Source organism: Enterococcus sp. HMSC072F02 (assembly GCF_001837725.1).
Classification (GTDB): Bacteria; Bacillota; Bacilli; order Lactobacillales; family Enterococcaceae; genus Enterococcus_B; species Enterococcus_B lactis.
In genome coordinates this window covers 72,994-79,410 of record NZ_KV833932.1, presented here as the reverse complement: position 1 = coordinate 79,410, position 6,417 = coordinate 72,994, and the positions used below count along the sequence as shown (strand labels likewise).

The window sequence follows — 6,417 nt, the reverse complement described above, 5'->3', positions numbered from 1 at the left end:
AAATCAGATCGATTGATGATTCATGAAGAACTAAAGAAACACGATGAAAGATTAGATACACATGCAGAAAAATTGGTAGAACACACACAACAAATTAAAACTTTATTTAGGGAAACATCTCGATAAAAATAGAAAGAAGATGAATAAAGATGATCTTACCTGATAAATATTATCAAATCATTAAGTGGGCGGTACTTACGGTACTTCCGGCTACATCTGTATTAGTTGCAACACTAGGCAAAGCATATGGATGGAATGGAACAGATATGACAGTGCTGACTATCAATGCAGTAGCAACATTTTTAGGTGTTATCACTGGTGTGTCGGCTTATAATTTGAAAAAATAGGAGGAAACAAATGAAAAAGAAAATGACTATTACTGCGATGAGCCTATTAATGGCTCTTTTTTTATTGCCAATTAATGGGTTTGCCTATACGATTAACAATGAATTTAATTTAGGTGTAAATGAAGGTAGCTCTCAAGTAGCGAATAATCAGTATATTTTACTGCATGAAACAGCTAACGAAACAGCAACAGGACGCAATGAAGCACAGTATATGCAACGTTCATGGACTAGTGCTTACACTGCTTACATTGTGGGAGACGGCGGAATTGTTTACCAAGTTGGACAACTTGGTTATGTGCAGTATGGCGCTGGTTCATATGCTAATGCAAATAGTCCTGTGCAAATCGAGTTACAACACACACATGATAAAGAAACTTTTGAAAAGAACTATAAAGTATACGTTGAATTGGCAAGAGATTCAGCAATAAAATATGGTATTCCATTAACATTGGACACGCCTTATAACCAACCAGGAATCAAATCACATTTATGGGTAACACAAAATATTTGGGGCGATCATACAGATCCTTACGGTTATCTTTCTGAAATGGGTGTAAGTAAAGAAAAACTAGCCTATGATTTGGCTCATGGTTTTACGGATGATAATCCAACTACTTCGGAGGATAAACCAGTCATTGATCCAACTAGAGCAGGTGCTGCAAATTCTACGCTGACAGATGGAACAAATTACGCCCACATTGATCAGTTCGGAGAAATCGAAAACGCAAACTTGCATGTAGCTGGATGGCACATTGCTAATTATAAATACGAGTATATTTTCATTATGGACTACAATACTGGAAAAGAACTAGCTAGAGTAAGAGCTGATGGGATTTATAGACCAGACGTAAAATCAAGCTTATAATACTTTAGGAAATGTTGGCTATCATGTATCTTTCAATATGCGTGATTTCCCTAATAAGAAAGTATACGTCATGATGCGTGCGACAAACGATCCAGAAGGAAATACTAAGGGTGGAGCACAAGATTTTCATGACAAGCGTTGGTATTTAAATATTCCACAACGATAAAAAATTCCCCCCTCTTTGAGGGGCGGTACATAAAAATTTATTATTTAGATTCTATAAACATGTGCAACTTATCTAACAACAAAGTATATATTCTACAGAAGTAAACAAATAGCTTATATTTTAGGATGTACACAAATTGACAAGTATAATAAAACTTTGATAAAATACAAATGTTTTTTTATTTTTATGTGTGATTAGTTAGAACTTACTTAAATCCTATTATAATATTTTTGTTAATGATTTTAATAAAATGATTGGAGAGAAAATGATGGATCAAAAAGCGTTTATCGAATCTATTGATTCTACAATCGATAGATTAAAAAAAGAAATTCGATTTTATAATAGAGTAATTGGTATCGGAAATATTATAAAAATAGTCTTATCAGCTAGTATCCCAATATTAATTGATCAGGCTTCCGAACACAGGTCTTTACTATTGATTGTTTCAATTGCTTCAGCAATAATTACAATTATACAAAGTGGGATGTCTGCATTTAATTATCAAGATAAAGTACAGACTTCGACAGAGTTATTAATGAAAATTGAAAAAGAAAAGTTGTTATATATAACGAAAACATCCCCATATAATAAAACAGATGAAGAAAATTTCCATTTAATCGTTACAACCCTTCAAACTGAATTAAATGATATTATCTCTGATTTTAATCAAGTTAATAACTAAAAATTTATTTAATTAGAAAGTAGTGCAGATAATACTAATTTTACAATTAAGAAAAGAGATAAGACTTTACATTCCTAAAAAAATGTAAAGTCTTATCTCTTTTCTTAATGCTATAAATTCATAATAACATTATGGACAATAAATTTAAAATTTATTCAGACTGTAGACAAACTCCTAAATTTAGAGTGTTGTTTGCAGTCTGACGACTCAAAAATGAGTCGTATAAATCAATTATAGTAATAAGTCATTGATTTCTTTAAATTCTTTATCAAGTTCTTTTTCATCATATTTTTCATATTTATCAGCTTCATGAAGAACTTTTTTAATTTCATGAATAGCCTTTCGTTCAACTAACCATTTTTTTAGGTTATGTTTTTTTTCTGGATTTTCAGATACGTATCAAGTTCGTCTAACTCTTTATCCAGTTTATTGACAACAGAAACAATTTTGTTTACAACTTTTTCTTCTTTGTTTTCTAAATTTGACATTTAACTTCACGTCCTTTTTATTTGATAATTTAAGTATAGAACTTTGATATAGTTTATACAAATAGAAACGCTTCTTCGTGTATTCTGTGATTTTCTTTTGAAATGAGGAAAACTTTGGAGTAAAATGAACGTGGACAGAACAATATTTAGGAGGAATAAACTATGTGTACGTCTATTACTTATGTAACAAGTGATCATTATTTTGGAAGGAACTTTGATTATGAAATATCTTACAATGAAGTAGTCACTGTTACTCCAAGAAATTATAAGTTGAATTTTCGAAAGGTAAATGATTTGGATACTCATTATGCAATGATTGGTATTGCCGCTGGTATAGTTGACTACCCTCTTTATTACGATGCGACAAATGAAAAAGGATTGAGTATGGCTGGGCTAAATTTTTCTGGGTATGCTGATTATAAAGAAATACAAGAAGGGAAAGACAATGTATCTCCTTTTGAATTTATTCCTTGGATTTTAGGACAATGCTCAACAGTAGGAGAAGCTAAAAAATTGTTAAAAAATATCAATTTAGCAAATATAAATTATAGTGATGAACTTCCTTTATCCCCTTTACATTGGCTATTAGCTGATAAAGAAAAATCAATTGTCATTGAAAGTATGAAAGATGGACTTCATATATATGATAACCCTGTGGGCGTTCTTACCAATAATCCTTCATTTGACTATCAATTATTTAATTTAAACAATTATCGTGTCTTATCGAGTGAAACTCCTAAAAATAATTTTTCAAATCAAATAAGTTTGAATGCCTATAGCCGCGGTATGGGAGGGATAGGCTTGCCTGGAGATTTATCCTCAGTATCTCGTTTTGTTAAAGCGACTTTTACGAAGCTGAATTCTGTATCTGGAGATTCAGAGTCAGAAAGTATTAGTCAATTTTTCCATATCTTAGGTTCAGTAGAACAACAAAAAGGTTTGTGTGATGTTGGTGATGGAAAATATGAATATACAATTTATTCTTCTTGTTGCAATGTTGACAAAGGAATCTATTATTATCGAACATATGAAGACAGTCAAATTACTGCAATTGATATGAATAAAGAAGACTTAGATAGTCATAAGTTAATTAGTTATCCAATTATAGAAAAACAACAAATTAAATATATAAATTAGTTAATGTGTTGTGATTGATTATTTAATATAGATATAATACAAAAAGGCAAAGATATTTTCAAAACATTTTTTCTTGATGTGATATCCTTGTCTTTTTTGTAATGTTTTTAACTTATTGCTTTTGCAAAATTTATTTACCTGTTTTCTGGATCAACGATAGTGTATATTATGCTATCCTTGTTTGGATTTTAGGACGTTTAAAGAGGCACTTTTTTACATAACTTAATCCATAGACATAGACCTTTTAAGCATGCTGTGAGATAATAATAAAGAAGAGTTTAAAGCGCACCCCAAACCACTTCCCCATAAGTGTATTACGCTTTAAACTCTTTTATATTTGAATTCACTAAGAAGCATACCATATATTTGAATTTACTAAGAAGCATACCATATATTTGAATTCACTAAGAAGCATACCATATTTTTGAAAAAAAGTGAGAAAAAAGGCTTATAATTAGGATCTAGAGTAATTAATTAGATGTTTATTTTATAGGACTGATACTATAGATTACAAATAGTATAGTATTTCGCAATCTTAAATTATCTTCTTACTATAAATAAGATAATAAAATTTGTATTTGTCCTTTTTAGGTAACTTATTTTAATCTATATACCTTTCTGGATCAACGAAAGTATACTTTATATAGTCATAACGCCGATGATCGCTTCGTGCGTCTGGCACGTCAGTCACGATATCAAACAAAAAGTATACATCCTTCTTCATTCTAGTTTTCGCAGCAGGAATTTTGAAATAGTTCTTATTAGAATAGTAGAGATTGATTAATAAGCTATCTTCGATTGCTAAAAAGAAAACTTCTGAATCCCATACTTTGTGAAAGTCTTTAATGAATTTGTTCGAAGGATCAAATTTAAACCATAATTGTGTTTTTCCTTCCATTAACATATAAAGTTCACCTCAAAAAGAGTATACGAACAAACGTTCTTATTGTAAACCCTAAAATAGATTTTCCTGAATATGTATTGACAATATATAAACGATAATATGCATTTCTTCTTATAAAAAGACCCCAGCAATTAAATTTGGTTGAGGTCTTTTTTCGTTCTTCTATTAATTTTTCTAACTCCTGTTTCAATATACATATAAAAAAGTAAAAATAATAGAAAAACTAGTGATAGCTTTGGTGATAGTGATATTAAAAATCAGAAAAGATAGAAAAAACAAGAGATAGATAAAATGCTGATATTTCGGCGTTTTCTAACGGTATAAAAGAGAAAAAAAGTAATAAATGTATATATGATACAAGAAAAACATGTTCGCACTTCTAGGCAAACCAGGCTTTGAAGACCTTGCCAAAGAATTGAACGAACGCCTGTAAGATAAGGGTTTTTCACTAGATTTAAATAATTAGTGATAGAAACATGCTGACTTTAAAATGAAAGCTGGTACCCATTTAGGTACTTAACACATATCGGCACCATTTATTCGGAAAAAGGGGGCTGTGACAAGAATTTTGTCCCAGCCTCTTGTTTGTATGGGAATCGATTCATTGCCTTGTTCTTTAGTTAAGGACTTGAAGAACAGGAAAGTGACTTCGAAGACCAATTCTATTTTTTTCTAAAATCAGTAAGTAAAAAAGCACTCACTTCGAGTGCTTTTTTGCGATATTTTCTTAGTGTTAAGATAGCCCTAATTTGTCTTTTACAGATGAAGGTACTTTATCGCTAGTGATTACTTTTTTCTCTATAATTCGCTTTTCGCTTGCTTTCAACTGCAAGATTGTTCCTTCGGGATAAGCAGAACCATTAGCAGAGTCGCCAGAAGTAATGACATCAAAATCCAATTGTCTTTTTTCACCGTTTTCAGCGTACGCATCTACGTTATATTTAAACCCTTTTCCAATTACTTCTCCATTATCTGCTTTAATATCAGTTTCTGCAGGCATCGGTGCTTTGATTACTGCATAATAATCTTTTCCTACATAAGTAGACTGATAGTAGTCCCAGCCTTTCCAACCTATAAAAGCAATCAATACGATAACGATTAACCCTAAAATTTTTTTCATGAAAATTCTCCTTTTTTATTTTTATTCTATAGAATATTATACAAATCATAACAAAATATCATCATCGAAACAGCTAACAAAATTGTCATAAAAAGCGACGATAATTGATATTAAAACTATATTTTTGTTTAGGTCAAGAACAAATGACAGATATAATGACCAAATGTATGTAAAAAATATAAAAAGACGTCTGTCGCGGATCACCGTTACAAACGTCTTCTATTGATTTTCCGAGATCTCATCAGTCGCCATTTGGAATGGGTCACTCCCTATCTAGATTCATTTAATGCTCGGACTGCTTGTTCAATTGTAATACCAAACGCAACGTTATTTTCGTTTTGTGCATCAATCGCCATAAAACGGTTAGAAGTTGTATCAAAGGCTACGCGGTATTGCATATTTGTTTTTGTAAACGTCATAAAATTCATCTCCTTTGTAATGTAATTCAGTTCTTGAAAGTTTCCTTTAAACTTTCGAACCTATAACAAGTTTAGCATCGTCCGTTTTTTCATGCAATTAAAAAGCATTTATCACTTTTCTTATTTATTTTTTCTTAAATCAATCAGCTGTTTTCTTTCAAGCCAATAAGTAGCCCAACCATCAACGTTACAAAGACTATTGCTTGGATATAAATCATATACTCACCCCTTGTAAATAATTTAGCAGGATAATGAAAAGAACACACGAACAACATAGGAATATAAACAA

The 6,417-nt window shown here is 30.9% G+C and carries 6 protein-coding genes and 2 pseudogenes; 4 read left to right on the top strand and 4 right to left on the bottom strand.

Translation table 11 applies throughout. The features are described from left to right. Positions 1–149: 149 nt before the first annotated feature. The 3 genes and pseudogenes from HMPREF2731_RS04380 (at position 150) to HMPREF2731_RS04370 (ending at position 2,060) form a co-directional block, all read left to right on the top strand. On the top strand, positions 150–347 hold the full coding sequence (locus HMPREF2731_RS04380; RefSeq protein ID WP_002314481.1) for a phage holin: 198 nt from the start codon (positions 150–152) through the stop codon (positions 345–347). A 10-nt stretch (positions 348–357) separates the two neighbouring features. Then, positions 358–1,378, top strand: a pseudogene (locus tag HMPREF2731_RS04375) (N-acetylmuramoyl-L-alanine amidase). 250 nt (positions 1,379–1,628) lie between these two features. Further along, complete coding sequence (locus HMPREF2731_RS04370) at positions 1,629–2,060, top strand: DUF4231 domain-containing protein (protein ID WP_002305693.1); 432 nt, start codon at positions 1,629–1,631, stop codon at positions 2,058–2,060. Positions 2,061–2,291: 231 nt separating this feature from the next. On the opposite strand, the pseudogene HMPREF2731_RS04365 reads toward HMPREF2731_RS04370, so the two are convergent. After that, positions 2,292–2,548, bottom strand: a pseudogene (locus HMPREF2731_RS04365) (hypothetical protein). 162 nt (positions 2,549–2,710) lie between these two features. On the opposite strand from HMPREF2731_RS04365, the gene bsh reads away from it, so the two are divergent. Beyond that, on the top strand, positions 2,711–3,685 hold the full coding sequence (gene bsh / locus HMPREF2731_RS04360; RefSeq protein ID WP_070872400.1) for a choloylglycine hydrolase: 975 nt from the start codon (positions 2,711–2,713) through the stop codon (positions 3,683–3,685). A 601-nt stretch (positions 3,686–4,286) separates the two neighbouring features. Here the strand turns inward: bsh and HMPREF2731_RS04355 are convergent. The 3 genes from HMPREF2731_RS04355 to HMPREF2731_RS15010 all read right to left on the bottom strand — a co-directional run bounded on the left by HMPREF2731_RS04355 (position 4,287) and on the right by HMPREF2731_RS15010 (position 6,128). Further along, positions 4,287–4,589 (bottom strand): DUF5960 family protein, encoded by a 303-nt coding sequence (locus HMPREF2731_RS04355; RefSeq protein ID WP_002308844.1) that lies wholly within the window; start codon positions 4,587–4,589, stop codon positions 4,287–4,289. Positions 4,590–5,322: 733 nt separating this feature from the next. Further along, the gene (locus tag HMPREF2731_RS04350; RefSeq protein ID WP_002308846.1) at positions 5,323–5,709 is read right to left on the bottom strand and encodes a YxeA family protein; all 387 of its coding nucleotides are present in this window, start codon (positions 5,707–5,709) and stop codon (positions 5,323–5,325) included. A gap of 269 nt (positions 5,710–5,978) precedes the next feature. Then, on the bottom strand, positions 5,979–6,128 hold the full coding sequence (locus tag HMPREF2731_RS15010) for a hypothetical protein (protein WP_002293931.1): 150 nt from the start codon (positions 6,126–6,128) through the stop codon (positions 5,979–5,981). Positions 6,129–6,417: the final 289 nt, after the last annotated feature.

Bases quoted from the DNA above. Each gene is read 5' to 3' on its own strand.
- HMPREF2731_RS04380 (WP_002314481.1), top strand. From the start codon at position 150: ATGATCTTACCTGATAAATATTATCAAATCATTAAGTGGGCGGTACTT.
- HMPREF2731_RS04370 (WP_002305693.1), top strand. From the start codon at position 1,629: ATGATTGGAGAGAAAATGATGGATCAAAAAGCGTTTATCGAATCTATT.
- bsh (WP_070872400.1), top strand. From the start codon at position 2,711: ATGTGTACGTCTATTACTTATGTAACAAGTGATCATTATTTTGGAAGG.
- HMPREF2731_RS04355 (WP_002308844.1), bottom strand. From the start codon at position 4,589: ATGTTAATGGAAGGAAAAACACAATTATGGTTTAAATTTGATCCTTCG.
- HMPREF2731_RS04350 (WP_002308846.1), bottom strand. From the start codon at position 5,709: ATGAAAAAAATTTTAGGGTTAATCGTTATCGTATTGATTGCTTTTATA.
- HMPREF2731_RS15010 (WP_002293931.1), bottom strand. From the start codon at position 6,128: ATGACGTTTACAAAAACAAATATGCAATACCGCGTAGCCTTTGATACA.